At 71.1% G+C, this 23948-nt stretch carries 22 protein-coding genes; 16 read left to right on the plus strand and 6 right to left on the minus strand.

Features of this window, described 5'->3' with window-relative positions; translation table 11 throughout:
• Positions 1 to 46: 46 nt before the first annotated feature.
• Together ACWGKQ_RS21355 and ACWGKQ_RS21360 are read right to left on the minus strand one after the other, a co-directional pair.
• Entirely contained in the window at positions 47 to 1366 is a 1320-nt protein-coding gene (locus ACWGKQ_RS21355; protein WP_453293510.1) for a D-arabinono-1,4-lactone oxidase, read from the minus strand.
• Positions 1326 to 2564, minus strand: coding sequence for an MFS transporter (locus tag ACWGKQ_RS21360; RefSeq protein WP_453293511.1), 1239 nt, complete (start codon positions 2562 to 2564; stop codon positions 1326 to 1328). The genes ACWGKQ_RS21355 and ACWGKQ_RS21360 overlap by 41 nt, the downstream gene beginning before the upstream one ends.
• Before the next feature lie 164 nt (positions 2565 to 2728).
• Here ACWGKQ_RS21360 and ACWGKQ_RS21365 point away from each other — a divergent pair, with 164 nt between their 5' ends.
• Together ACWGKQ_RS21365 and ACWGKQ_RS21370 are read left to right on the plus strand one after the other, a co-directional pair.
• Positions 2729 to 3856, plus strand: coding sequence for a ferrochelatase (locus ACWGKQ_RS21365; protein WP_453293512.1), 1128 nt, complete (start codon positions 2729 to 2731; stop codon positions 3854 to 3856).
• 8 nt (positions 3857 to 3864) lie between these two features.
• Positions 3865 to 4680 (plus strand): inositol monophosphatase family protein, encoded by an 816-nt coding sequence (locus ACWGKQ_RS21370; RefSeq protein WP_453293513.1) that lies wholly within the window; start codon positions 3865 to 3867, stop codon positions 4678 to 4680.
• A gap of 818 nt (positions 4681 to 5498) precedes the next feature.
• Here the strand turns inward: ACWGKQ_RS21370 and ACWGKQ_RS21375 are convergent.
• Positions 5499 to 5672 (minus strand): hypothetical protein, encoded by a 174-nt coding sequence (locus ACWGKQ_RS21375; protein ID WP_165939545.1) that lies wholly within the window; start codon positions 5670 to 5672, stop codon positions 5499 to 5501.
• Positions 5673 to 6092: 420 nt separating this feature from the next.
• Here ACWGKQ_RS21375 and ACWGKQ_RS21380 point away from each other — a divergent pair, with 420 nt between their 5' ends.
• The 4 genes from ACWGKQ_RS21380 (at position 6093) to ACWGKQ_RS21395 (ending at position 9640) form a co-directional block, all read left to right on the plus strand.
• Complete coding sequence (locus ACWGKQ_RS21380) at positions 6093 to 6746, plus strand: response regulator transcription factor (protein ID WP_007387794.1); 654 nt, start codon at positions 6093 to 6095, stop codon at positions 6744 to 6746.
• 5 nt (positions 6747 to 6751) lie between these two features.
• Positions 6752 to 8011 carry a sensor histidine kinase gene (locus tag ACWGKQ_RS21385; RefSeq protein ID WP_453293514.1) on the plus strand — a complete coding sequence of 420 codons (1260 nt, stop codon included), beginning with the start codon at positions 6752 to 6754 and terminating at the stop codon, positions 8009 to 8011.
• Positions 8012 to 8412: 401 nt separating this feature from the next.
• Positions 8413 to 8709 (plus strand): DUF4193 domain-containing protein, encoded by a 297-nt coding sequence (locus ACWGKQ_RS21390; RefSeq protein ID WP_003997302.1) that lies wholly within the window; start codon positions 8413 to 8415, stop codon positions 8707 to 8709.
• Positions 8710 to 8722: 13 nt separating this feature from the next.
• On the plus strand, positions 8723 to 9640 hold the full coding sequence (locus ACWGKQ_RS21395) for a hypothetical protein (RefSeq protein ID WP_453293515.1): 918 nt from the start codon (positions 8723 to 8725) through the stop codon (positions 9638 to 9640).
• Between the two features lie 334 nt (positions 9641 to 9974).
• Here the strand turns inward: ACWGKQ_RS21395 and ACWGKQ_RS21400 are convergent, their stop codons facing one another.
• Entirely contained in the window at positions 9975 to 10439 is a 465-nt protein-coding gene (locus ACWGKQ_RS21400; protein WP_453293516.1) for a DUF3093 domain-containing protein, read from the minus strand.
• A gap of 58 nt (positions 10440 to 10497) precedes the next feature.
• Between ACWGKQ_RS21400 and ACWGKQ_RS21405 the strand changes: the two genes are divergently transcribed.
• From ACWGKQ_RS21405 to ACWGKQ_RS21440, 8 genes are all read left to right on the plus strand, one after another.
• Positions 10498 to 11082 carry a PaaI family thioesterase gene (locus ACWGKQ_RS21405; protein WP_453293517.1) on the plus strand — a complete coding sequence of 195 codons (585 nt, stop codon included), beginning with the start codon at positions 10498 to 10500 and terminating at the stop codon, positions 11080 to 11082.
• A complete protein-coding gene (gene dut, locus ACWGKQ_RS21410; protein ID WP_453293518.1) occupies positions 11079 to 11660 on the plus strand; it encodes a dUTP diphosphatase in 582 nt (193 codons plus the stop codon). Before ACWGKQ_RS21405 ends, dut begins: the two co-directional genes overlap by 4 nt.
• A 1-nt stretch (position 11661) precedes the next feature.
• A complete protein-coding gene (locus tag ACWGKQ_RS21415) occupies positions 11662 to 12423 on the plus strand; it encodes a DUF3710 domain-containing protein (protein WP_384049557.1) in 762 nt (253 codons plus the stop codon).
• Between the two features lie 197 nt (positions 12424 to 12620).
• Positions 12621 to 13790 carry an alginate lyase family protein gene (locus ACWGKQ_RS21420; protein ID WP_453293519.1) on the plus strand — a complete coding sequence of 390 codons (1170 nt, stop codon included), beginning with the start codon at positions 12621 to 12623 and terminating at the stop codon, positions 13788 to 13790.
• A gap of 152 nt (positions 13791 to 13942) precedes the next feature.
• Positions 13943 to 16495 carry an ATP-binding protein gene (locus ACWGKQ_RS21425; protein ID WP_453293520.1) on the plus strand — a complete coding sequence of 851 codons (2553 nt, stop codon included), beginning with the start codon at positions 13943 to 13945 and terminating at the stop codon, positions 16493 to 16495.
• Entirely contained in the window at positions 16489 to 17208 is a 720-nt protein-coding gene (locus ACWGKQ_RS21430; protein WP_189262387.1) for a response regulator, read from the plus strand. Before ACWGKQ_RS21425 ends, ACWGKQ_RS21430 begins: the two co-directional genes overlap by 7 nt.
• A gap of 131 nt (positions 17209 to 17339) precedes the next feature.
• Positions 17340 to 17738, plus strand: coding sequence for an OB-fold nucleic acid binding domain-containing protein (locus ACWGKQ_RS21435; RefSeq protein ID WP_093498625.1), 399 nt, complete (start codon positions 17340 to 17342; stop codon positions 17736 to 17738).
• Between the two features lie 3 nt (positions 17739 to 17741).
• Positions 17742 to 18542, plus strand: coding sequence for a DUF3159 domain-containing protein (locus ACWGKQ_RS21440; protein WP_453293521.1), 801 nt, complete (start codon positions 17742 to 17744; stop codon positions 18540 to 18542).
• Positions 18543 to 18607: 65 nt separating this feature from the next.
• On the opposite strand, the gene ACWGKQ_RS21445 is transcribed toward ACWGKQ_RS21440, so the two are convergent.
• Positions 18608 to 19279 carry a potassium channel family protein gene (locus tag ACWGKQ_RS21445; protein ID WP_089104281.1) on the minus strand — a complete coding sequence of 224 codons (672 nt, stop codon included), beginning with the start codon at positions 19277 to 19279 and terminating at the stop codon, positions 18608 to 18610.
• Positions 19279 to 19950: a potassium channel family protein gene (locus ACWGKQ_RS21450; protein ID WP_453293522.1), complete on the minus strand. Its 672-nt coding sequence runs from the start codon at positions 19948 to 19950 to the stop codon at positions 19279 to 19281. The genes ACWGKQ_RS21445 and ACWGKQ_RS21450 overlap by 1 nt, the downstream gene beginning before the upstream one ends.
• Positions 19951 to 20313: 363 nt before the next feature.
• Between ACWGKQ_RS21450 and ACWGKQ_RS21455 the strand changes: the two genes are divergently transcribed.
• Together ACWGKQ_RS21455 and ACWGKQ_RS21460 are read left to right on the plus strand one after the other, a co-directional pair.
• A complete protein-coding gene (locus ACWGKQ_RS21455) occupies positions 20314 to 22359 on the plus strand; it encodes an APC family permease (protein ID WP_453293523.1) in 2046 nt (681 codons plus the stop codon).
• A gap of 237 nt (positions 22360 to 22596) precedes the next feature.
• On the plus strand, positions 22597 to 23925 hold the full coding sequence (locus tag ACWGKQ_RS21460; protein WP_453293524.1) for a class I SAM-dependent RNA methyltransferase: 1329 nt from the start codon (positions 22597 to 22599) through the stop codon (positions 23923 to 23925).
• The last annotated feature ends 23 nt before the right edge of the window (positions 23926 to 23948 follow it).

Consider the following 23948-nt stretch of genomic DNA (forward strand, 5'->3'; position numbering starts at 1 on the left):
TGCGGGGAGGGGGCGAGGGGGAGTTCGGAGGCGGGCGGCTCCCCGGCTACTGGCCCAGCACCCGACGCAGGTAGTCGTTCTGGAACAGCCGGTCCGGGTCGAGCCGGTCGCGCAGCGCCGTGAACTCGCCGAAGCGCGGGTACACCCCGGCGAAGTACTCCGCGTCCCGGGTGTGCACCTTGCCCCAGTGCGGGCGGCCCTCGTGCGCGGTGAAGATGCGCTCGGCGGCGGTGAAGTACGCCTGGTACGGCGTGCCCCGGAACATGTGCACGGCGATGTACGCGCTGTCCCGGGCGGACGCGGTGGACAGCGCGATGTCGTCGGCGGGGGCGGTGCGGACCTCGACCGGGTAGCTGATCCTGAGGTCCGAACGGTCGACCATGGCCTTGAGTTCCCGCAGCGTGTCCACCAGGGCCGCGCGCGGGACGGCGTACTCCATCTCCACGAACCGCACCCGGCGGGGCGAGGTGAAGACCTTGTAGGGGATGTCCGTGTAGGTCCGTGCGGACCAGGCCCGGGTGGATATCCGGGCGATGGACGGAATGGTCGCGGGCACCGCGCGGCCGACCATGTTCACCGCCTGCCACAGGCCGTTGGCGACGAACTCGTCGTCGAACCAGCCGGACAACTGTCCGACCGGCTGGGCCGGTCCGGCGCTGCGGTTGTTGCGCTTGGTGTTGGCCGACGCGGTGTGCGGGAACCAGTAGAACTCGAAGTGCTCGTTCTCCGTGCTGTGTTGGTCGAACTCGGACAACACCCGATCGAAGGTCATCGGTTCCTCACGGGCCGTGAGGAGGAAGACCGGTTCCACCGCGAAGGTGATCGCGGTGACGATGCCCAGGGCGCCCAGGCCGACCCGCGCGGCCGCGAAGACCTCCGGGTTCTCCTTCTCCGAGCAGGTGAGCACCGAGCCGTCGGCGGTGACCAGTTCGAGTTCCCTGATCTGTGCGGCGAGCGAGGCCGACTCGCGTCCGGTGCCGTGGGTGCCGGTGCTGGTGGCCCCGGAGACCGTCTGCTCCATGATGTCGCCCATGTTGGTCAGCGACAGGCCCTCGCGGGCCAGGGCCACATTGAGCCTCTTGAGCGGGGTGCCGGCCTCGACCGTGACGGTCATGGCCTTGCGGTCGATGTTGCGGATGCCCGTCAACAGCTGAGGGCGGATCGAGACGCCGTCGGTCGCGGCGATCGCGGTGAAGGAGTGGCCGCTGCCGACCGCCTTCACCTTCAGGCCGTCCTCCGCCGCCTGCCGAACGGCCGCCGCCAGCTCGTCCACGGAGGCGGGCGTGACCTCCCGCGCGGGGCGGACGGTGACATTCCCTCCCCAGTTACGCCACGTGCCGCTCTTCCCGCTCGCTGTACTGCTCAACGGTGCCTCCCCGACCCGTGACCGGCCTGCTGAGCCGGCGGTACCCGAGGAAACCGACCGCGACCGCGACGGCCCCGGCAACGGCCGGAACCCCGTACCCCGCACGGGCGCCGGCCGCGTCGATCACCCAGCCGGCGACCGAGGAGCCGAGCGCCACCCCGACCGCCAGGCCGGTGCTCACCCAGGTCATCCCCTCGGTGAGTTTCGCGCGAGGTACGTGCTTTTCGATGAGGGACATCGTCGTGATCATCGTCGGTGCGATGGACAGGCCCGCAACGAACAGCGCCACGGCCAGAAGCGGCAAGTTTCCGACCAGTAGGAGGGGGATCATACTCACGGCCATCGCACATATGCCCAGCAGCCACCTGCGTTCCGGCTTCCCCCCGAACCGCATGAGCCCGAAGACCGCTCCGGCCACGCAGGAACCCGCCGCGTACAACGCCAGGACGATGCTGGAGGCGCCCTTGTGGCCGCGTTCGTCGGCGAAGGCGACGGTCACCACGTCGACCGCCCCGAAGATCGCTCCGGTGGCCACGAAGGTCGCCACCAGCACCTGGAGACCGGGCGCGCGCAGCGCCGAACCTCCGCCGTGGTGTCCGCGCGGATGCGGCTCGGGCTCGGTGGCCCGCTGGGCGGTCAGCCAGAGGACGCCGGCCGCGAGGAAACCGGCGGCCAGCAGCGGCCCCGCCTCCGGGAACCAGGTCGTGGACAGGCCGATGGAGAGGATCGGCCCGAAGATGAAGCACACCTCGTCGACGACGGACTCGAACGAGTAGGCGGTGTGCAGTTGCGGGGTGCCCCGGTAGAGGGCGGCCCAGCGGGCCCGGATCATCGCGCCCAGGCTCGGCACCGCGCCGATCCCGGCGGCGCACACGAACAGCACCCAGTCCGGCCACCCGTAGTGCGCGGCGAGCAGCAGCCCGGCCGCGGCCACCAGCGCGAGCAGGGTCGCGGGGCGCAGGACGCGGCGCTGGCCGTACTGGTCGACCAGCCGGGACACCTGCGGCCCGATCGCCGCGGCGGACAGCGCGATGGTGGCCGACAGCGCGCCCGCGAGCCCGTACCGTCCGCTGAGCTGGGAGATCATCGTGACCACGCCGATGCCCATCATGGACAGCGGCATCCGGCCGACGAAGCCCGCGGCGGAGAAGCCCTTGCTGCCGGGGGCGGCGAACAGGGCGCGATAGGGGCTGGGCACGGGGGTCTCCGACTGATGTACGAGGTAAGGCGCGATTGCGGCTGATACAGCTTACGAGTGAGGCCGCCGTGTTGCACCCGCTCGGCACCCGGGATAAACCTCCCGAATCCGACTCTTCACGCTCCTGTTTCCGGGCCGTCAGCGCCGGGTGGCAGGATCGGCACATGTCAGACGCGCTCGATGCCACCCCCTACGACGCCCTGCTCCTGCTCTCCTTCGGCGGCCCGGAAGGCCCGGACGACGTGGTCCCGTTCCTGGAGAACGTGACGCGCGGGCGCGGTATCCCGACCGAACGTCTCAAGGAGGTCGGGCAGCACTACTTCCTGTTCGGCGGGGTCAGCCCGATCAACGACCAGAACCGCGCCCTGCTGGACGCCCTGCGCAAGGACTTCGCCGAGCACGGCCTGGACCTGCCGATCTACTGGGGCAACCGCAACTGGGCGCCGTACCTGACGGACACCCTGCGCGAGATGGTCGCCGACGGCCGCCGCCGCATCCTGGTGCTCGCCACCAGCGCCTACGCCTCCTACTCGGGCTGCCGCCAGTACCGCGAGAACCTCGCGGACTCGCTGGCCGCGCTGGCGGCCGAGGGCCTCGAACTCCCGAAGATCGACAAGCTGCGGCACTACTTCAACCACCCCGGCTTCCTCGACCCGATGATCGACGGGGTGCTGGAGTCCCTCGCCGACCTTCCCGAGGACGTCCGCGCGGGCGCCCACCTCGCGTTCACCACCCACTCCATCCCGACCGCCTCGGCCGACACCTCCGGCCCGGTCGAGACGCACGGCGAGGGTGGCGCGTACGTCGAGGAGCATCTGGACGTGGCCCAGCTGATCGCCGACGCGGTCCGCGAGCGCACCGGCATCGACCACCCCTGGCGGCTCGTCTACCAGTCCCGCTCCGGCGCCCCGCAGATCCCGTGGCTGGAGCCCGACATCTGCGACCACCTGGAGGCGCTGCACGGCGCCGGGGTCCCGGCCGTCGTCATGGCCCCCATCGGCTTCGTCTCCGACCACATGGAGGTCCTCTACGACCTCGACACGGAGGCCGCGGCCAAGGCCGAGGAGCTGGGTCTGCCGGTACGGCGGTCCGCGACCGTAGGGGACGACCCGCGGTTCGCCGCCGCGATCCGCGACCTCGTCCTGGAGCGCGCGGCCGTGGAGAGCGGGCGGGCGGTCACGCCGTGCGCCCTGGGCGCGCTCGGCGCGAGCCACAACCTCTGCCCCGTCGGCTGCTGCCCGGCCCGTGCTGCCCGCCCGGCCGCCGCGGGCGCCGACAGCCCCTACGCGTGAGGAGCACCGTGACCGACGCCCTGCACACCGACCTCCTGAAGCTCGCCCGGGAGGCGGCCGCCCGCGCGGGCGAGCTGCTGCGGGACGGCCGCCCGGCCGACCTCGCCGTGGCCCGGACCAAGTCCAGCCCGATCGACGTCGTGACCGAGATGGACATCGCGGCGGAGAAGCTGATCACCGACCTGATCGCCGGTCACCGCCCCGACGACGGCTTCCTCGGCGAGGAGGGTGCGTCGACTCCGGGCACGAGCGGCGTCCGCTGGGTGATCGACCCGCTCGACGGCACGGTCAACTACCTGTACGGGCTGCCGACCTGGGCGGTCTCCATCGCCGCCGAGCAGGACGGGGAGACCGTGGTCGGGGTCGTGGCGGCCCCGATGCGCGGCGAGACGTACCACGCGGTACGCGGCGGCGGGGCCTGGGGGACCGGGGCGTGGGAGGGCGAGCGGGAGTTGCGCTGCCGCCCGGCGCCGCCGCTGGACCAGGCGCTGGTGTCGACCGGGTTCAACTACGTCTCCGCCGTCCGCACCCACCAGGCCGAGGTCGCCGCCCGGCTGATCCCGCTGCTCCGCGACATCCGGCGCAGCGGGTCGGCGGCGGTCGACCTGTGCGACGTGGCCTGCGGCCGGCTGGACGGGTACTACGAGCGCGGGCTGAACGCGTGGGACTGGGGAGCGGGGGACCTGATCGCCCGCGAGGCCGGCGCCCGCACCGGTGGCCGCCCCGGAGAGCCCCTCTCCCGCGACCTGACGGTCGCCGGCACCCCCGGCGTCTTCGAGCCCCTCCAGCGCCTCCTGGAGGACTTCGGAGCGTGGCACGACTGAAGCCCGCCGCACGCCGGGGCCGAGGGAGCGAAGGCACCGCCGAAGACCGTCGCCGTGGCCGAGCGCCGTGGCGGCGGCGGGAAGGGCGACGGTGGGGAGGCTGGGGTAGCCGGGCACCGTTGGGCACTGGTGTGGCGGCCGAGCGCCGTTGCGGCGGAGGAACCGATCGGCGGCGGGCGAGCCCGCTTCGGTAGCGGGGGAGTCGGCAGGGGGTGACCGACGGGGTCGGCGGGCACCGCCGGACACCGCCGTCGTGGCCAGGCGCCGTGGCGGCGGGAAAAGATTTCAGGTGCCGGCGTAGCAAGGGCTCTGAATGCCGGGCGCGAGGTCGGTGCCCCGTTGCCCGGGAGTCTTGAGTGCTCTTGCCCGCGAGGTCGGTGCTCCCCCTGGCCGGGAGCCCCGAGCGCCCATGCCCGCGAGGCCGGTGTCGCCGTGACCGGGAGCTCCGAGCGCCCATGCCCGCGAGGCCGGTGTCCCCTTGCCCGGAAGCTCCCAGTACCCATACCCGCGAGCTCCCAGTGCCCGTGCCCGCGAGCTCCCAGTGCCCGTGCCCGCGAGCTCCCAGTACCCATACCCGCGAGCTTTGAGTGCCCTTGCTCGGGAGTCCCGGCGCTCTTCTCGGAGAGCCCGAGCGCCCTTGCCCGGGAGTTTGGGTGACGTCGCCCCGGGCGGCCGGTGTGCTCTCGTGAAAAAGGTCTCGTGTCCTGGCGGTCGGTAGGAATCGAACGCTGTTGCGGGGGGAAAGGATCAGGTACGAGCAGGGCCCCGGCGCTGGATTCGCCGGGGCCCTGTTCTCGTGGTGCTGTGCTGCGGGACTGTCAGACGCTGGTCGCGCCGACTTCCACACCGTGTTCGGCGGCGAGGCGGCGCAGGTCGTCGAGCTCGGCCTGTTCCACTTCGACGAGGAAGTCGTCACCCTCGTCACGAGCCCGGGTGATGTCGGACTCGGTCGCCTTTATGCGCTGTAGAAGTCCCGTCGTGAAAGCGTCCATGCTGCGCCCCCTCGTCCTGGGTCGTGGGTCGGTGGCACGGGGGTGTGCCGTTCGGAAGGGGCGATCACAGCTCTCGCGGGTGCCCAGCGCTGCCCCGCTGGGCGGCGACGGTGCCTGGACACCCCCATCGTCCACTCTGCTGTAGCGGCGGTGTACGTACCGCATGGTGCTGCGGCACATGCAGAGCGTGATCGCGGGGTGTACCTGCCGTCCTCCCCCCGCTCCCCTCCGTGGAAACCTCAACCGCAGGAGAAAATCCCGCATTCCCGCCCGGCCGCCTCCGATCCCGCTGCCGGGCCCCCTGTCTTACTGCCGACTTATGGCCGAAAAGGGCAGGATGGAGGTCACACACCCCATGGAGCCCCCTGCCCGTGTGCGCCGCTGCGCGCTACGCGAGTGGACAGAGGAAGGACAAGCGACGTGCGCGTACTCGTCGTCGAGGACGAGCAACTGCTCGCCGATGCGGTGGCCACCGGACTGCGCCGGGAGGCCATGGCCGTCGACGTCGTGTACGACGGCGCGGCCGCCCTGGAGCGCATCGGCGTCAACGACTACGACGTGGTCGTCCTCGACCGCGACCTCCCCCTGGTGCACGGCGACGACGTCTGCCGCCGGATCGTAGAACTCGGCATGCCCACCCGCGTGCTGATGCTGACCGCGTCCGGTGACGTCAGCGACCGCGTCGAGGGCCTGGAGATCGGCGCCGACGACTACCTCCCCAAGCCCTTCGCGTTCAGCGAGCTCATCGCACGCGTGCGTGCCCTCGGCCGCCGCACCAGCGTGCCGCTGCCGCCCGTCCTGGAGCGCGCCGGCATCAAGCTCGACCCGAACCGCCGCGAGGTCTTCCGCGACGGCAAGGAGGTCCAGCTCGCGCCCAAGGAGTTCGCCGTCCTGGAGGTGCTGATGCGCAGCGAGGGTGCGGTGGTCAGCGCCGAGCAGCTCCTGGAGAAGGCGTGGGACGAGAACACCGACCCCTTCACCAACGTCGTGCGGGTGACCGTGATGACCCTGCGCCGCAAGCTGGGCGAGCCCCCGGTGATCGTCACCGTCCCCGGCTCGGGTTACCGGATCTGATGACCGTGGCCACCACTCCCGCGCCCCCGCAGGCACCCCCCAAGCCCACCTGGGACCCCCGAAGGCAGCAGCCGGTCCTCCCGTGGCTGCGCCCGACCATCCGCATACGGCTCACCCTGCTGTACGGCGGCATGTTCCTGATCGCCGGCATCCTGCTGCTGTCGATCATCTACCTGCTCGCCGCCCAGGCGATCAGCACCGGCAACCAGCCGCTGTTCAAGATCGTCAACTACGACAAGCTGCAGGTCTCCAGCGACAACTGCCCCGCGATCAACATGGCCGCCACGGCCAACTCCGTGTCGCTGTCGGACTTCAACAACGCGATCGCCCAGTGCGTGGACCACCAGCGCCAGGCGGCCCTGGACAACCTGCTCAGCCGCTCGCTCCTCGCCCTGCTGGGCCTGGCCGTGATCGCCTTCGCGTTCGGCTACGCGATGGCCGGCCGGGTGCTGTCCCCGCTCGGCCGGATCACCCGCACCGCCCGCGCGGTGGCCGGCTCGGACCTGTCCCGCCGGATCGAGCTGGACGGCCCGGACGACGAGCTCAAGGAGCTCGCGGACACCTTCGACGACATGCTGGAGCGGCTCCAGCGGGCCTTCACCGCCCAGCAGCGCTTCGTCGGCAACGCCTCGCACGAACTGCGAACGCCCCTGGCGATCAACCGCACGCTCCTGGAGGTGCACCTCTCGGACCCGGGCGCGCCCGTGGAGCTGCAACAGCTCGGCAAGACCCTGCTGGCCACCAACGAGCGCAGCGAGCAGCTGGTGGAGGGCCTGCTGCTGCTCGCCCGCAGCGACAACCAGATCGTCGAGCGCAAGCCGGTCGACCTGGCCGAGGTGGCCTCCCAGGCCGTCGACCAGGTGCACGCCGAGGCGGAGGCCAAGGGCGTGACCATCCGGGGTGTGCGCAAACCCGCGGTGGTCCAGGGCAACGGCGTGCTGCTGGAGCGGATCGCCCTGAACCTGGTGCAGAACGCGGTGCGCTACAACGTGCCGGAGGACGGCTGGGTGGAAGTCAACACGGAGATCCAGCACGGCCAGGCGGTGCTGTACGTCGCGAACACCGGGCCGGTGGTCCCGGCGTACGAGATCGACAACCTTTTCGAGCCGTTCCGACGGCTCCGTACCGAGCGCACGGGCAGCGACAAGGGTGTGGGCCTCGGCCTTTCCATCGTGCGGTCGGTGGCCCGGGCGCACGGCGGGCACATCGCGGCCCAGCCCCGGGAGGGCGGTGGGCTCGTGATGCGCGTCACGCTGCCGGTCTGACGCTGTTACAAGATCGCGACACACGCGGGGGATGTTCGCTTTGCGCTGAATTTTCCAGCGGCGCGGCACATTCCCCTGTGTGTGATCGATCACAAGCACGGATTTCCGGCCATATACTCTCCGTGATCATGGCCGGGGGAATAAAGCCGGGAAAATCCCTGTTTTCAGGGGTCTTGATCACGGGAAGTACAGGGTGAGGCGCCTTTGAAGTGCCTCAACAGGACCGTGTACGGTCCCCATCGCCATTCAACCTGATCGCTCTTGAGGGGTCCGGTTGGGTGTCGATTGAGTAACAGACCTTGATGTGAGGCAAAATCTCCGCCTCGGGTCGGGCACAAGTCCGGCCTCTCACGCGTTACGTGCGCTGGAGACACCGCAGACACCCAGAGGGGGAGAGCGACATGGCAACCGATTACGACACTCCACGCAAGACCGACGATGACGTCGACTCGGACAGCCTTGAAGAGCTGAAGGCCAGGCGGAACGACAAGTCCACGTCCTCCGTGGACGTAGACGAGTTCGAGGCCGCCGAAGGCCTGGAGCTGCCCGGCGCGGACCTCTCGAACGAGGAGTTGGCCGTCCGGGTGCTGCCCAAGCAGCAGGACGAGTTCACCTGCATGAGCTGCTTCCTGGTGCACCACCGCAGCCAGCTGGCCCGGGAGAAGAACGGTCAGCCGATCTGCCGCGACTGCGACTGAGGACGGGTCGGGCATGACTGGCTCGACCCCACCTCGGAAGCGCCGCTTCCCCTTGCGGGGAGCGGACTCGGGGCCGTCCGACGGCCCACGTGCGCGTGACGACGAGCGGGGCTCATCCGATCCGGGAGCCTCGCTCGAACCGGCGGTCGACCGGGGTGACCTCCCGGCGCCGGCGGACCGGCCCGCGCCCGTCGCCAGGCGACGGGCCGCGGCCATCCGGGACAAGGCCGTGGACATGGCCCGGGAAGGCGCCCGTAAGGGCGGCAGCCGGGCGAAAGCGGGGCTGGGGTACCTGGCGGACCGGATCATCGAGATCGCCCCGCGTGTCCCCGTACGTGACCTCGCGGCCCTGCGCCGGCAGTTCCCGGGTCTCGGGCCCGAGCAGCTCGCCGACAAGCTGGTGGCGGGCGCGGCCGGCGCGACCTCGGCGGTCGGAGCCGGTGTCGGGGCGGCGGCGATGCTGCCGGTGCCGCCGGCCATGCCGACCGAGCTGGCCGCGGAGATCACCGGGGTCGCGGCGATCGAGCTGAAGCTGATCGCCGAGCTCCACGAGGTCTACGGCGTGCGGCCGCCGGGGAACCTGAAGGCCCGCAGCACCGCGTATCTGTCCTCCTGGTCGGGGGAGCGCGGGATCGACGTGATGAAGCCGTCGACGATCAACACGGCCCTCGGGGGCCACATGAAGCGCGAGCTGCGCCAGCAGATCATGAAGCGGATGGTGCGGGATCTGCCCAACCTGATGCCGTTCATGGTGGGCGCCGCGGTGGGTGCGGTCATGAACCGCCGGGACACCAGAAAACTCGCGGCGCGGATCCGGGCGGACCTGAGAAAGATCCAGGTGCCGTGGGAGGAACTGCCGGAGCTGCCGCCGCTGGAGAAGCCGGCGGAGCCGCTGCCGATCGCGGAGTTGCCGGAGGACTTCGGCGGCTGACGGCCGCGCGGCCGCCGCGCGCGTGGCCGGCACCGCCGGACCCGACCGTCGTGGCCGAGCCCCGTAGCGGCGTGCGGGAGAGAGACCGGCGGCCGGGGCGGAGCGGCGGCGTGGAGAGAGCAGCGGCCGGGAGAAGGCCGAGCTGTGGAGAGCCGGGCCCGGCGGGCGGCCGACCTTGGCGGTGCGAGCGACCCACGAACCACGGCACGAGTCGTCAGACGGCTCAGAGACCCCGGGAGGCGTCGGTCGACGGCTCCGGCCCCGGAGAACCCCGCAGACGGCCCCGGACGGCCCGGGCGGGCGGCTGCCGGGCCCGCCTACGCCCCCTGGCTCGCTACGCCTGCTGGCTCTTCGCCGCCTCGATGGCGGCCGCCAGGGCTTCCGGTTCCCGCGTCGACAGGTACAGGTACGGCGTCGGGTCCTGCGGGTCCGTGACCTCCACGCGCAGGGCCCCCGGGATGTAGGAGCGCAGCAGGAGGAAGGCGCGGACGTCGGCCTTGTACGTGCGCCAGGCGCGCGCCTCCTCCGGGTCCAGGATCTCCGACGAGCCCAGGGCCGACACCGGGATCTTCGCCTCGCCCGCGATCAGCGAGTCGCCCACGACCCGGATGCGCGGGGAGCCGTACGAACTGGCCACCACCGCTGCCGCCGCGGTGCCGCCGACCAGGCCGCCCAGCATCGGCAGGGTGCCGAACGGCAGCATGACCAAGGCGAACGAGACGCCGATCAGGAAGCTGAGGAACCACCACGACCGGGGGGCGGTCAGGCGTTCTTCGTACGGGGTCGCGGAGAGCTGCATGGAGCCAAGCTTGGCACGGTGTCCGGATTCACTGGACGCGCGGGTAAGGTCTGCGGCTGTGAGTGGTAGTTCCGCAGCTCTTCAGCCCCCCGCCAGTGCCCGGAAACCGGAGCGGCACCCCGACGCGCCCGCGCCCGGTGAGCTCCTCGGTGCACACTACGAACACTGTTTCGGGTGTGGCCATGAGCAGTCCCACGGGCTGCACCTGGAGGCGCGGGCCGGGGAGGGTGTCTCCCTCACCGCCGAGTTCACCGTGCGCCCCGCCCACCAGGGCGCCCCGGGCCTCGCGCACGGCGGGGTGCTCGCCACCGCCCTGGACGAGACGCTGGGCTCGCTCAACTGGCTGCTGCGGAAGATCGCCGTGACGGGCAGGCTGGAGACCGACTTCGTGCGGCCCGTGCCGGTCGGTACCACACTCCACCTGGCGGCCGAGGTGGTCGCCGTGGCCGGCCGGAAGATCTACTCGACCGCCACCGGACGCATGGACGGCCCCGCGGGGCCCGTCGCCGTCCGCGCGGACGCCCTCTTCATCGAGGTCCCGGTCGAGCACTTCGTCGACAACGGCCGCCAGGAAGAGATCCAGGCCGCCATGAAGGACCCGGACCAGGCCCGGCGCACCCGCGCCTTCGAGGTGAATCCGTGAACTCCGCGAACCCCCTGCCCGCGGCCGGTACGGCGAGCCCGCTCGGCGTACTCGTCCGCCGCGTCGACCCCGGCGTACCGCTTCCGGCGTACGAGCATCCCGGCGACGCGGGAGCCGACCTGCGTACCACCGAGGCGTGCGAGCTGAAGCCCGGGGAACGGGCCGTACTGCCCACGGGAGTGTCGATCGCCCTCCCGGAGGGGTACGCGGCCTTCGTGCACCCTCGTTCGGGGCTCGCCGCCCGGTGCGGTGTGGCCCTCGTGAATGCCCCGGGGACGATTGATGCCGGGTACCGTGGGGAGATCAAGGTGATCGTGGTGAATCTCGACCCGCGCGAGGCCGTGCGGTTCGAGCGCTTCGACCGGATCGCCCAACTGGTCGTCCAGCAGGTCGAGAGGGTCCGCTTCCATGAGGTGGCGGAACTTCCCGACTCGGCGCGGGCCGAGGGGGGCTTCGGGTCCACCGGCGGTCATGCCGCGGTGGGCGACGTGAGCGGCACAAGCGGTCAGGCCGCCGAGGGCGGTCGGACGGGTGGGAATCGATACGCTTCGGTCGTATCCGACCGGGAAGGACAGTGACGTGTTCGGACGTCGCAAGAAGAAGGGTGCCGCCGAGGATGCGGCCGGCGAGGCCGAGCAGGTCGTCGACAGCGTCGACACCGAGGCGGACGAGGAAGAGGGCGAGCGCGAGCGCGTTCGTCTGGAGCCGGAGCCCCGGCCCGACGGGCCGTGGGACGACACCGAGGTGCGCGAGCCCGGCGAGGGCCGGGTGGACCTGGGCGGTCTGTTCGTGCCCGGCGTGGACGGCATGGAGCTGCGGGTCGAGGTCGCGGGCGACGCGATCGTCGCGGCGACCGTCGTGCTCCGCGACAGCGCCGTCCAGTTGCAGGCCTTCGCCGCGCCCAAGCGCGAGGGCATCTGGGGCGAGGTCCGCGAGGAGATCGCGACCGGCATCACCCAGCAGGGCGGCATCGTCGACGAGGTCGAGGGTCCGCTGGGCTGGGAGCTGCGCGCCCAGGTGCCGGTGCAGCTGCCGGACGGCACGGGCGGCTTCCAGGTCGTCAGGTTCGTCGGCGTGGACGGCCCGCGCTGGTTCCTGCGCGGTGTGATCTCCGGGCAGGGCGCGGTGCAGCCGCAGGCGGCCGGGCTCCTGGAGCAGATCTTCCGGGACACCGTCGTGGTCCGCGGCGAGGGCCCGATGGCGCCCCGCGACCCGATCGTCCTGAAGCTGCCCAACGACGCCCAGATGGTCCCCGAGGGCGTTCAGCAGGAGGAGTCCTCGCGCTTCTCCGGCGGCATGGGCCAGCTCCAGCGCGGACCGGAGATCACCGAGGTCCGGTAGCAGAACAGGCAGGCGACGAGGGCCGTACCCCGCACCCGGGGTGCGGCCCTTTCACATGCCCGGTGTTCCGGTGTGAATGGCTCCTGCTTACTTCACACCTTGACGGAAGCCTGGTCCGTACCTACGGTCTCGGATCAACGCCTACGTTCACAGAGGCGCTCCATGTTCACATACGAGAACGTACGAACGGAGTCGCTGTGCGTCGCATCCCCCTGCTCGCGGCCGTGGGAGCCCTGCTGCTGGGCGCCTTCACGGCCCCCGCCGCCCACTCCGCCCCCAGCACCTTCGTGCACCCCGGAGTCACCGTCTCCAAGGCCCAGCTGGACTTCGCCCGCACCGAGGTGCTGGCCGGCGCCCAGCCCTGGAAGGCGGCCTACGACCAGATGATGGCGAGCAAGTACGCCGACCTGAACCGCACGCCCGCGCCCCGGGCGACGGTCGAGTGCGGACCGTACTCGGACCCGAACTACGGCTGCACCGACGAGCGCGAGGACGCGATCGCCGCCTACACCGACGCTGTCGCCTGGTACATCACCAAGGACGCCCGCTACGCCCAGAAGGCCATCCAGATCATGGACGCCTGGTCGGCCACGCTCACCAGCCACACCAACAGCAACGCGCCGCTCCAGACCGGCTGGGCGGGTTCCTCCTGGCCCAAGGCCGCCGAGATCATCAGGTACACGTACACCGGCACCTGGGCGAACGAGGCCCGGTTCGCCACCATGCTGCGCAACGTCTACCTCCCCACCGTCATCAAGGGCTCCAACTCCAACGGCAACTGGGAGCTGACGATGATGGAGGCCGCCGTCGGCATCTCCGTCTTCCTGGAGGACAAGACGTCGTACGACACGGCCATGGCCAAGTTCCGCACCCGCACGGCCGCCTACGTCTACCTGGCCTCCGACGGGTCGGTGCCGAAGACCGTGCCCAGCCAGAACCTGGACACCACCGCCAAGATCGTCTCCTACTGGCAGGGCCAGTCCACCTTCGTCACCGGCCTCACCCAGGAGACCTGCCGGGACTTCACGCACACCGGGTACGGCATCTCCGCGATCTCGCACGTCGCCGAGACCAGCCGGATCCAGGGCCAGGACCTGTACGGCACGGACGTCGGCGAGCGGCTGCGGCAGGCGCTCGGGTTCCAGGCCAAGTACCAGCTGGGCACCGCCGTCCCCAGCTGGCTCTGCGGCGGCTCCCTGAACCTCGGGCTCGGGCCCGTCACCGAGGTCGGCTACAACGCTCTCCACAACCGCCTGGGCATCGCCATGACCAACACCCAGACGCTCACCCTGGACAACCGCCCCGCGGGCAGCAACAACCTCTTCGTCGCCTGGGAGACCCTCACCCACGGCGACAACCCCAACTGAGCGCACGGTGACGGGCGCCGGAGCCGCGGCACCGGCGCCCGTCAGGGTTGCGTCAAAGATGCCCGCCGCCGGGTTCCCTGTCCTGTTCGCCCGGATTGTTGGCCGTAAGGTCGACGCTGCGTAGGCGGCAGTTGCAGGAAGACAATAGGACCATGGCACGCGGCAAGCTTCGGATCTATCTCGGTGCGGCACCGGGCGTGGGCAAGACCTACGCCATGCTCTCCGAGGCGCACCGGCGCGTCGAGCGCGGCACCGACTGCGTGGTCGCCTTCGTCGAGCACCACGACCGGCAGCGCACCGAGGTGATGCTGCACGGCCTGGAGCAGGTCCCGCGCAAGGAGCTGGAGTACCGGGGCGCCGTGTTCACGGAGATGGACGTGGACGCCGTACTGGACCGGACCCCCGCCGTCGCCCTGGTGGACGAACTCGCCCACACCAACATCCCCGGCTCCCGCAACGCCAAGCGCTGGCAGGACGTCGAGGAACTGCTGGCCGCCGGCATCGACGTCGTCTCCACCGTCAACATCCAGCACCTGGAATCGCTCGGCGACGTGGTCGAGTCCATCACGGGTGTGCGCCAGCGCGAGACCGTGCCCGACGAGGTGGTACGGCGCGCGGACCAGATCGAGCTGGTCGACATGTCGCCCCAGGCGCTGCGCCGGCGCATGGCGCACGGCAACATCTACCAGTCGGACAAGGTCGACGCGGCCTTGTCCAACTACTTCCGGCCGGGCAACCTCACCGCCCTGCGCGAACTCGCCCTGCTGTGGGTGGCCGACCGGGTCGACGAGTACCTGAAGCAGTACCGCAGCGAGCACCGGGTCTCGGCGATCTGGGGCTCGCGCGAGCGGATCGTCGTCGGGCTCACCGGCGGGCCCGAGGGGCGGACCCTGATCCGGCGGGCCGCGCGGCTCGCCGAGAAGGGCGCCGGCGGCGAGGTGCTCGCCGTCTACATCTCCCGCAGCGACGGCCTGACCTCGGCCTCGCCGAAGGAACTCGCCGTCCAGCGCACCCTCGTCGAGGACCTCGGCGGCACCTTCCACCACGTCGTCGGCGACGACATCCCCGCGGCCCTGCTCGACTTCGCGCGCGGCGTCAACGCCACCCAGATCGTGCTCGGCTCCTCGCGCCGCAAGGCCTGGCAGTACGTCCTCGGACCCGGCGTCGGCGCCACGGTCGCCCGCGAGTCGGGGCCCGACCTGGACGTCCACATCGTCACCCACGAAGAGGCCGCCAAGGGCCGCGGACTGCCGGTGGCCCGGGGCACCCGGCTCGGGCGGGGCCGGATCCTCGCGGGCTGGCTGGTCGGCCTGGTCGGCCCGGCCGTCATGGCGGTGCTGCTCAACACCGTCGACCTCGGCCTCGCCAACGACATGCTGCTCTTCCTGACCCTGACGGTCGCGGCCGCGCTGCTCGGCGGGCTCTTCCCGGCGCTGGCCTCGGCGGCCTTCGGGTCACTGCTGCTGAACTACTTCTACACCCCGCCCCTGCACCGGCTGACCATCGCCGACCCGAAGAACATCGTGGCCATCGTGATCTTCTTCGGGGTCGCGCTGTCCGTCGCCTCGGTGGTGGACCTCGCGGCCCGCCGCACCCACCAGGCGGCCCGGCTGCGCGCCGAGTCGGAGATCCTCTCCTTCCTGGCCGGCAACGTGCTGCGCGGTGAGACCAGCCTGGAGGAGCTGCTCGAACGGGTCCGGGAGACCTTCGGCATGGAGTCCGCCGCCCTCCTGGAGCGGGCCGGCGACGTCGAGCCGTGGACCTGCGCGGGCCGCGCCGGGTTCGGGCCCGCCCTGGAGCGCCCCGAGGACGCCGACGTCGACATGCCGGTGGGCGACCACATGGCCCTCGCGCTGACCGGCCGGGTGCTGCCCGCCGAGGACCGCCGGGTGCTCGCCGCCTTCGCCGCCCAGGCCGCCGTCGTACTGGACCGCAGGCGCCTCCAGGAGGAGGCCGACCAGGCCCGCGCGCTGGCCGAGGGCAACCGGATCCGGACGGCCCTGCTGGCCGCCGTCAGCCACGATCTGCGCACCCCGCTGGCCGGGATCAAGGCGGCGGTGTCGTCGCTGCGCTCGGACGACGTGGACTGGTCCGAGGAGGACCGGGCCGAGCTCCTCGAAGGCATCGAGGAGGGCGCCGACCGGCTGGACCACCTCGTCGGCAACCTCCTCGACATGTCCCGCCTCCAGACCGGCACCGTCACCCCGATCGTCCGCGAGACCGACCTCGACGAGGTGGTCCCGATGGCGCTGGTCGGCGTACCGGACGGCAGCGTGGACCTGGACGTCCCCGAGAGCCTGCCGATGGTCGAGGCCGACGCCGGGCTCCTGGAGCGCTCGGTGGCCAACCTGGTCGAGAACGCCGTCAAGTACAGCCCGCCCGACCGGCCCGTCCTGGTCTCCGCCAGCGCCATCGCCGACCGCGTCGAGGTACGGATCGTGGACCGCGGGCCCGGCGTGCCCGACGAGGCCAAGGAACGCATATTCGAGCCCTTCCAGCGCTACGGTGACGCTCCGCGCGGTGCCGGGGTCGGACTCGGGCTCGCGGTCGCCCGGGGCTTCGCGGAGGCGATGGGCGGCACCCTCAACGCCGAGGACACGCCCGGGGGCGGGCTCACCATGGTCCTCAGCCTCCGCCCGGCAGGATCGGTCACCACCTTGGCAGCGGCACCCGCAGCAGAACCGGAAAGGCAGGCCTCATGCTGAGCCCGACTGGGGGTGCCCCCCAGACCCCCACGCGTGTGCTCGTGGTCGACGACGAGCCGCAGATCGTGCGCGCCCTCGTGATCAACCTCAAGGCACGCAAGTACGAGGTCGACGCGGCCCCCGACGGCCGTACCGCCCTCGAACTGGCCGCCTCCCGCCACCCCGACGTGATCGTCCTCGACCTCGGCCTGCCCGACATGGACGGCGTCGAGGTGATCAGGGGGCTGCGCGGCTGGACCCGGGTGCCGATCCTGGTCCTCTCCGCCCGCCACACCTCCGACGAGAAGGTCGAGGCGCTCGACGCGGGCGCCGACGACTACGTCACCAAGCCCTTCGGCATGGACGAGCTGCTGGCCCGGCTGCGGGCCGCCGTACGCCGTGCCGAGCCCGTCGCCGGGGGCGGCGAGGACGACGTCCTGGTGGAGACCGAGGGGTTCACCGTCGACCTCGCCGCGAAGAAGGTCAACCGGGCCGGCCGGGACGTCCGGCTCACCCCGACCGAGTGGCACCTCCTTGAGGTGCTGGTCCGCAACACCGGCCGGCTGGTCAGCCAGAAGCAGCTGCTCCAGGAGGTGTGGGGGCCGTCGTACGGGACGGAGACCAACTACCTGCGCGTGTACATGGCACAGCTGCGCCGGAAGCTGGAGGCCGACCCGTCGCACCCGAAGCACTTCATTACGGAGCCGGGAATGGGGTACCGGTTCGAGAAGTGAGCCGGATCAACCGGATCAACCGGATCAACCGGTTCGGCCGGTTCAGGCGGTTCAGGCGGTTCGAAAAGTGAGGCGGGTCGCGAAGTGAGCTGGACTACGGAGCTGTCGGTGTGCCCCGGTACCCTTCAGACATGAGTGCTGTTCCTCGTTCCGAAAAGCCGGCCGGCCGGTTCCGGCGCATGCTCGACCGGCTCTCCTCGTCCCAGGAGGACCTGGAGTCGGAGGAGCTGCGCGAGGACGCCGACACCGCGGGCTGCATCCGGATCGGCGACTGCCACGACCGGCAGATCGTCACGGTTACTGGTACCTTGCGCACGGTCACCCTGCGGCCGCGCGCCGGAGTCCCGGCCCTGGAGGCCGAGCTGTTCGACGGCTCCGCCGCGCTGGACGTGGTGTGGCTCGGCAGGCGTTCCATCGTGGGCATAGAACCGGGGCGCAGGCTGATCGCATCGGGCCGGATCTCGCTGAGCCGGGGCCGCCGGGTGCTTTTCAACCCCAAGTACGAACTGAGACCCCTCGGTAGGGAGTAGCCGGTGACGTCGCTCGACAAGCCGACCGAAGACACGCAGACGGAGGACGCCGGGGCGCAGGACGCGCGGGCGGTGACCGAGGCAGCGCTCTTCGAGGCGTTCGGCGGTGTCCGGGGCATGGTCGAGACGGTCCTGCCCGGCCTGCTCTTCGTCACGATCTTCACCATCAACAAGGACCTGCACTGGTCGGCCATCGCCGCCCTGGCGGTGTCCGTGGTGCTGGTCGTGGTCCGCCTCGCCATGCGGGACACCGTCAAGCACGCCTTCAGCGGGGTCTTCGGCGTCGCCTTCGGCGTCGTCTTCGCGATGATGACCGGCAACGCCAAGGACTTCTACCTCCCCGGCATGCTCTACACGCTGGGCCTGGCACTGGCGTACATCGTCACGACCCTGTGCGGGGTCCCGCTGATCGGCCTGATCCTCGGCCCGGTCTTCAAGGAGAACCTCTCCTGGCGCACCCGCAACCCCGGCCGCAAGAAGGCGTACGCCAAGGCCAGCTGGGCCTGGGGCCTGATCCTGCTCGCCAAGTGCGCGATCCTCTTCCCGCTGTACTGGTGGGCCAACACGGCCCAGCTCGGCTGGGTGCTCGTCGCGCTGAAGATCCCGCCGTTCCTGCTCGCGGTCTGGCTCACCTGGGTCTTCCTGGCGAAGGCGCCGGCGCCGATCGACGTCTTCGCGGAGATGGAGGCGGCGGAGAAGGCCGAGGAGGAGCGCAAGGCGGCGCTGGCGCAGCCGCAGCCGCAGCCGCAGCCGCAGGCCGCGGAGAGCGGTGAGGCGGCCTCGGGCGGACGCCACCGCAAGTAGACCGGTGGACCGGTACGGAAGAAGGGCGCCCTCCGCAGCGGAGGGCGCCCTTCTTCGCGTGTACGTCAGCTGTCTTCCCGCCGGACCGACAGCAGGTCCTCCAGCTGCTCCTCACGGGCCTGGGCCGCGACGAAGAGGAGCTCGTCGCCCGCCTCCAGAGAGTCCTCGCGGGAGGGGGTCAGCACCCGGGTACCGCGGATGATCGTGACCAGCGAGGTGTCCTCGGGCCACTCCACGTCGCCGACCTGGGTGCCGGCCAGCGCCGACTCCTCGGGCAGCGTCAGCTCGACCAGGTTCGCGTCGCCGTGGCTGAAGCGCAGCAGGCGGACCAGGTCGCCGACCGACACCGCCTCCTCCACCAGGGCCGACATCAGGCGAGGCGTCGAGACGGCGACGTCCACGCCCCAGGACTCGTTGAACAGCCACTCGTTCTTGGGGTTGTTGACCCGGGCGACGACGCGCGGAACCCCGTACTCCGTCTTCGCGAGCAGCGAGACGACCAGGTTCACCTTGTCGTCGCCGGTCGCGGCGATCACGACGTTGCAGCGCTGCAGCGCCGCCTCGTCGAGGGAGGTGATCTCACAGGCGTCGGCCAGCAGCCACTCCGCCTGCGGGACCCGCTCCACCGAGATGGCGGTCGGGGCCTTGTCGATCAGCAGGACCTCGTGGCCGTTCTCCAGCAGCTCGCCCGCGATGGAGCGGCCGACGGCACCGGCCCCGGCAATGGCGACCCTCATCAGTGACCGCCCTCCTCTTCCGGACCCTCGGCGAAGGCGCCTTCGACCTTGTCCACGTCGTCCGTCCGCATCATCACGTGCACCAGGTCGCCCTCCTGGAGGACCGTCTGCGAGGTGGGCAGCATCGCCTCGCCCAGCCGGGTCAGGAACGCGACCCGGACACCGGTCTCCTCCTGGAGCTTGCTGATCTTGTGGCCGACCCACTTCGGGGAGGCGTGCACCTCGGCCAGCTGGACCCCGCCGGTGGGGTCGCGCCACAGCGGCTCGGCGCCCGAGGGCAGCAGCCGGCGCAGCATCTGGTCCGCGGTCCAGCGGACCGTGGCGACGGTCGGGATGCCCAGACGCTGGTAGACCTCGGCGCGCCGGGGGTCGTAGATCCGGGCCGCGACGTTCTCCACCCCGAACATCTCGCGGGCGACCCGCGCGGAGATGATGTTCGAGTTGTCGCCGCTGGAGACGGCGGCGAAGGCGCCGGCCTCCTCGATGCCCGCCTCGCGCAGGGTGTCCTGGTCGAAGCCGACTCCGGTCACCCGGCGGCCGCCGAATCCGGGGCCCAGCCTGCGGAAGGCGGTGGGGTCCTGGTCGATCACGGCGACCGTGTGCCCCTGTTGCTCCAGGGTCTGGGCGAGAGCGGAGCCCACTCTGCCGCAGCCCATGATGACGATGTGCACGACCGTCCTTCCGGTGTCCAAAAGTTACTGCTCAGCCACATCAGGGTCTCAGACCGAGGCCCAAGCTACACACGCACCGTCCCGGCCGGGCACCCCTGTGCGAGGCTCATCGCCGAGTGATGCTGCGCACGCTCCAGGCGGTGAGGATTCCGAGGCCGACGAGGGCGAGCATGGCACCGATCAGCTCTGCGGTCGCGGGCATGGGACCTCCGAAGTGCGAAGACGGGCGGGGTCTGTCATCTAGGCACGGATCGGACGTAGGCTGCGGAATCCGCAGTTCCATCCGTCACCTTTTTCACTCGGGAGGCAGATCCGGTACTGCGGCTGGAGTCCTGCCAGGTGGAAGGCCTACGATCCTCTCTCGTGTCCAAACTGACCGACGTGCCCAAACGGATTCTGATCGGGCGCGCTCTGCGCAGTGACCGGCTGGGCGAAACGCTCCTGCCGAAGCGCATCGCACTCCCCGTCTTCGCCTCCGACCCGCTGTCCTCCGTCGCCTACGCGCCGGGGGAGGTCCTGCTGGTCCTGTCCATCGCGGGCGTGTCGGCGTACCACTTCAGCCCCTGGATCGCCGTCGCGGTCGTCGTGCTGATGTTCACCGTGGTCGCCTCCTACCGGCAGAACGTGCACGCCTACCCGAGCGGCGGCGGCGACTACGAGGTCGCCACCACCAACCTCGGCCCCAAGGCCGGCCTGACCGTCGCCAGCGCGCTGCTCGTCGACTACGTCCTGACCGTGGCCGTCTCCATCGCCTCCGGCATCGAGAACCTCGGCTCGGCGGTCCCCTTCGTGGTCGAGCACAAGGTCTTCTGCGCGGTCACCGTGATCGTGCTGCTGACCCTGATGAACCTGCGCGGCGTGAAGGAGTCCGGCAAGCTCTTCGCGATCCCGACGTACGTGTTCGTCGGCGGCGTCTTCATCATGATCGCGTGGGGTGCGTTCCGGGGCCTGGTCCTCGGGGACACGATGCGCGCCCCGACCGCGGAGTACCACATCAAGGCCGAGCACCAGGGCCTGGCCGGCTTCGCTCTCGTCTTCCTCCTCCTGCGCGCCTTCTCCTCCGGCTGTGCCGCGCTCACCGGTGTCGAGGCGATCTCCAACGGCGTCCCGGCCTTCCGCAAGCCGAAGTCGAAGAACGCGGCGACCACGCTGGCCATGATGGGCCTGCTGGCCGTCACGATGTTCTGCGGCATCATCGCGCTCGCCGCGGTCACCAAGGTCCGGATGGCCGAGAACCCGGCCACCGACCTGCTCCACAACGGCGTCGCGATCGGCTCCGGCTACGTCCAGAACCCGGTGATCTCCCAGGTCGCCGAGGCCGTCTTCGGCAAGGGCAGCTTCCTGTTCGTCGTGCTCGCCGCGGCCACCGCCCTCGTCCTCTTCCTGGCCGCTAACACCGCGTACAACGGCTTCCCGCTGCTCGGCTCGATCCTCGCCCAGGACCGCTACCTGCCGCGCCAGCTGCACACCCGCGGCGACCGGCTGGCCTTCTCGAACGGCATCGTGCTCCTTGCCGGCGCCGCCGCCCTGCTGGTGGTCATCTACGGTGCCGACTCGACCCGCCTCATCCAGCTGTACATCGTCGGCGTGTTCGTGTCCTTCACGCTCAGCCAGACCGGCATGGTCCGGCACTGGAACCGCCACCTGGCCACCGAGACGGACCCGGCCAAGCGCAGCCACATGTTCCGCTCCCGCGCGATCAACGCCTTCGGCGCCTTCTTCACCGGCCTGGTGCTGGTCGTCGTCCTGGTCACGAAGTTCACCCACGGCGCCTGGGTGGCGCTGCTCGGCATGTGCATCTTCTACGCCACGATGACCGCGATCCGTAAGCACTACGACCGCGTCTCCGAGGAGATCTCGGCCCCCGAGGAGCCGGACGACGACCTGGTCCGCCCGTCCCGGGTCCACTCGGTCGTCCTCATCTCCAAGATCCACCGCCCCACCCTGCGCGCCCTGGCCTACGCCAAGCTGATGCGCTCGGACACCCTGGAGGCGCTCACCGTCAACGTCGACCCGGCCGAGACGAAGGCGCTGCGCGAGGAGTGGGACCGACGCGGGATAGACGTACCGCTGAAGGTCCTGGACTCGCCGTACCGCGAGATCACCCGGCCGATCATCGACTACGTCAAGAGCCTGCGCGCCCAGTCCCCGCGTGACGCGGTCTCCGTGATCATCCCGGAGTACGTCGTCGGCCACTGGTACGAGCACATCCTGCACAACCAGAGCGCGCTGCGGCTCAAGGGCCGGCTGCTGTTCACACCCGGTGTGATGGTGACGTCCGTGCCCTACCAGCTGGTGTCCTCCGAGGCGGCGCGGAACCGGGCCCGCAAGCGGCAGGAGTGGAACGCCCCGGGCGCGGTGCGCCGCGGTCCGGCGGAGCACCGGCCCAAGGAGCACAGCGGGGGCTGACGGGGTGGGGGAGCGCCGGTGGGCGTGCGGACGGACGTCCGCCCCCTTCGGCCCCTCGATGCCCGCCCCGCCCCCCTCCCCGTGCCCGCACGGGGAGGCACCGGCTCGCGCCCGCCCGCCAGGCGTCGGCTCCTGCCCGCACGGCAGGTGTCGGTTCGGTGAGCACGTAGACTGGTGGGCTGTCGTCGGCCCGCGCCCGGGCCGTTTTCCTCCCCCTTGATCTGGAGTCACCCCGCCATGCAGGCAGAACCGAAGAAATCGCTGGTGGGGACGGAGTACGAGGTCGAGGTCGGCCCGGTCGCGCACGGTGGGCACTGCATCGCCAGGACCGCCGAGGGCCAGGTGCTGTTCGTCCGGCACACGCTGCCCGGCGAGCGGGTCGTGGCGCGGGTGACCGAGGGCGAGGAGGGAGCCCGCTTCCTGCGCGCGGACGCGGTGGACATCCTGGACGCGTCCAAGGACCGCGTCGAGGCACCCTGCCCCTACGCCGGTCCCGGCCGCTGCGGCGGCTGCGACTGGCAGCACGCCAAGCCGGGTGCCCAGCGCCGCCTCAAGGGCGAGGTGATCGCCGAACAGCTGCAGCGGCTCGCGGGCCTCACGCCCGAGGACGTCGGCTGGGACGGTACGGTGATGCCCGCCGAGGGCGACAAGCTGCCGGCGGGCGAGGTGCCGCAGTGGCGGACCCGGGTGCAGTACGCCGTCGACGCCGACGGCAACGCGGGACTGCGCCGGCACCGCTCGCACGAGGTGGAGCCGATCGAGCACTGCATGATCGCGGCGCCGGGCGTCAGCGAACTGGGCATCGAGGAGCGGGACTGGTCGGGCATGGCCGCGGTGGAGGCGATCGCCGCGACGGGCTCCCAGGACCGCATGGTCATCCTGGAACCGCGCCCGGGCGCCCGCCTCCCCCTGGTCGAACTCGACCGGCCCGTCTCGGTGATGCGTGTCGACGAGCACGACGGGGGCATCCACCGTGTCCACGGCCGCGCCTTCGTGCGCGAACGCGCCGACGGCCGCACCCACCGGGTCGGCAGCGGCGGCTTCTGGCAGGTCCACCCGAAGGCGGCGGACACCCTGGTGACCGCGGTCATGCAGGGCCTCCTCCCGCGCAAGGGCGAGATGGCGCTGGACCTCTACTGCGGCGTCGGCCTCTTCGCCGGCGCCCTCGCCGACCGCCTCGGCGAGAAGGGCGCGGTCCTCGGTATCGAGTCCGGCAAGCGCGCGGTGGAGGACGCCCGCCACAACCTCGCCGACTTCCCCCGGGTCCGCGTCGAGCAGGGCAAGGTCGAGTCGGTCCTCCCGCGCACGGGCATCACGGAGGTGGACCTCATCGTCCTCGACCCGCCCCGCGCGGGCGCGGGCCGAAAGACGGTGGAACACCTGGCGTCGCTTGACGCCCGCAGAATCGCCTACGTGGCCTGCGACCCGGCCGCCCTCGCCCGCGACCTGGCGTACTTCCGGGACGGGGGGTACCGGGTGCGGACACTGCGGGCGTTCGATCTGTTTCCGATGACGCACCACGTGGAGTGCGTGGCGATTCTGGAGCCGGTGGTAAAAGGCGCCTGACCTGCGGTTTTGCGGTTTGGGTA

The sequence above is a fragment of the Streptomyces sp. NPDC054770 genome (assembly GCF_053611985.1).

Coding starts and splice junctions, on each gene's coding strand:
- ACWGKQ_RS21445 (WP_089104281.1), bottom strand. CDS start 19,279: ATGAGGGTCGCCATTGCCGGGGCCGGTGCCGTCGGCCGCTCCATCGCG.
- ACWGKQ_RS21390 (WP_003997302.1), top strand. CDS start 8,413: ATGGCAACCGATTACGACACTCCACGCAAGACCGACGATGACGTCGAC.
- ACWGKQ_RS21365 (WP_453293512.1), top strand. CDS start 2,729: ATGTCAGACGCGCTCGATGCCACCCCCTACGACGCCCTGCTCCTGCTC.
- ACWGKQ_RS21395 (WP_453293515.1), top strand. CDS start 8,723: ATGACTGGCTCGACCCCACCTCGGAAGCGCCGCTTCCCCTTGCGGGGA.
- ACWGKQ_RS21425 (WP_453293520.1), top strand. CDS start 13,943: ATGGCACGCGGCAAGCTTCGGATCTATCTCGGTGCGGCACCGGGCGTG.
- ACWGKQ_RS21460 (WP_453293524.1), top strand. CDS start 22,597: ATGCAGGCAGAACCGAAGAAATCGCTGGTGGGGACGGAGTACGAGGTC.
- ACWGKQ_RS21430 (WP_189262387.1), top strand. CDS start 16,489: ATGCTGAGCCCGACTGGGGGTGCCCCCCAGACCCCCACGCGTGTGCTC.
- ACWGKQ_RS21375 (WP_165939545.1), bottom strand. CDS start 5,672: ATGGACGCTTTCACGACGGGACTTCTACAGCGCATAAAGGCGACCGAG.
- ACWGKQ_RS21435 (WP_093498625.1), top strand. CDS start 17,340: ATGAGTGCTGTTCCTCGTTCCGAAAAGCCGGCCGGCCGGTTCCGGCGC.
- ACWGKQ_RS21400 (WP_453293516.1), bottom strand. CDS start 10,439: ATGCAGCTCTCCGCGACCCCGTACGAAGAACGCCTGACCGCCCCCCGG.